The organism is Hymenobacter sp. AT01-02 (assembly GCF_000961955.2).
GTDB lineage: Bacteria > Bacteroidota > Bacteroidia > Cytophagales > Hymenobacteraceae > Hymenobacter > Hymenobacter mucosus.
This window is the reverse complement of the sequence record NZ_JZIR02000162.1, coordinates 1-1,408: the sequence shown is the minus strand read 5'-3', so window position 1 is coordinate 1,408 and position 1,408 is coordinate 1. Positions and strand designations below refer to the sequence as shown.

General features: G+C 54.1%; 3 protein-coding genes. All 3 read right to left on the bottom strand.

From position 1 onward, the window contains the following. Positions 1-135: 135 nt before the first annotated feature. A complete protein-coding gene (locus tag VI25_RS21765; RefSeq protein ID WP_045688486.1) occupies positions 136-630 on the bottom strand; it encodes a group 1 truncated hemoglobin in 495 nt (164 codons plus the stop codon). Between the two features lie 78 nt (positions 631-708). Beyond that, positions 709-1,155 carry a heavy-metal-associated domain-containing protein gene (locus VI25_RS21760; RefSeq protein WP_045688485.1) on the bottom strand — a complete coding sequence of 149 codons (447 nt, stop codon included), beginning with the start codon at positions 1,153-1,155 and terminating at the stop codon, positions 709-711. Between the two features lie 34 nt (positions 1,156-1,189). Beyond that, positions 1,190-1,408 (bottom strand): CHRD domain-containing protein (locus tag VI25_RS21755; RefSeq protein ID WP_152981765.1); only part of this gene is annotated, 219 nt, incomplete at its 5' end.

Here is a 1,408-nt window from a genome sequence, read left to right as displayed (position 1 = left end):
CAACTGCATGTACCCGAGCTGGGCCTGAGCCGTAAGGTAGTAGTAAAATAAACCTAGCTCGTTTTGCAGCTTATAGAAAAGCCCCGCTGAAATATTTCAGCGGGGCTTTTCTATGCATGCTACTGATAAGTCGGCTTAATGACCTACCGTTGCATCTTTCATATCATCTAAAATCTTAGCTATTTCTGCTTTTTCCTTGGCCCCGAGGTTATTGGCGGCCATAGAGGCATCGGCAGCTTGGCGCCATACCGACCACTCTTTCTCGGTAATCATCATGCCTTTGTGAGCCGAGAGCATGGTCATGCCGGTGTACTTCAGTGGGCCGCCGGTAGCTTCGCCTATTTGGTTGATGAAGTTGTTACGCAAGCGGGCCAAACGGGCAGGCTTGTCGGGGTCGGTGAGCAAGGGAGTATGGGTGCGTAGCATAGAAGAATTTTGCGCGCTAGCTTCGGCCGCTACGTTAGCCATCAGCACGTCAACGAATCCTTCTACCCCTTTGAGGCCGCCCATCCGCTCGTATAGGGTGGGCTCTGGCTTTGGCTCATCTTCTTTCGAGCCGCAAGCTGTAGTGAAAAACAGCGTGCTGCTCAGGAGCAATGCCGCAGCAAAGTTGAGTCGAGGTAGGTGCATAGGGTAAAGGGTGAGTGAATGAAAAGAGAATAGGTAATGATGTAAGCCGAAAGGAAGTCGAGTGCCGGTATGAGTTGGTCAGACGGTAATGAAAAGACGCCGCAAATTGAACGCGAACCGAATCCGGTCCAGGGTTTCTAGGTAGCTAGCGGGCACCGGACACTGACGGCCAGAAGGAGCCTGGGCCACTGTAATCGGGCGCGTCACCCGGAAAGCTCCACCCACCGACAGTACTCGCTCTATCTCTTGCTCCGAAACATCGGCTTCATGGAAAAGCACGGTAGCAACCTGCGTATGGGCGTTGATAACGCACGCCGCTACCCCCGGCACAGCTGCTACCTGCTGCTGCGAGGTGGCTACCTGAGCAGGCGTATGTAATCCTTCAACCTGCAACTGAAGTATAGTTACGGGCTGCACATACTGATGAAGCGCCGGTTCCTCCCAGCTTCCCCAGATGAGCAGCAACACCAGCAGAAGTAGGCTGGCTTGTAGAAAACGTTTGCCTTTCACAGTACTGAATAACATAATGCCCCGAGTAAGCGCCTAGGATGAGGCGTACCTACTTCAGCGTGACTTTACCCCGGATTTCACCACCTGGATAGGCGGTAGTGTGCAGGTTCACGTAGGTTTGGCCACCCAGCAGCAAGGCCGCATCAGCCTCTGAAAGCGTGGAAGTGCCGGTGATAGGCGAAGAGGCGACGTTCTGGAAAGCCAGGAAGGGGTCGCCAGTAGTGCCAGCTGCCCCCCGATGGATATGCCCCATGGTTGGAGCAATGCC

Coding starts and splice junctions, on each gene's coding strand:
- VI25_RS21765 (WP_045688486.1), bottom strand. CDS start 630: ATGCACCTACCTCGACTCAACTTTGCTGCGGCATTGCTCCTGAGCAGC.
- VI25_RS21760 (WP_045688485.1), bottom strand. CDS start 1,155: ATGTTATTCAGTACTGTGAAAGGCAAACGTTTTCTACAAGCCAGCCTA.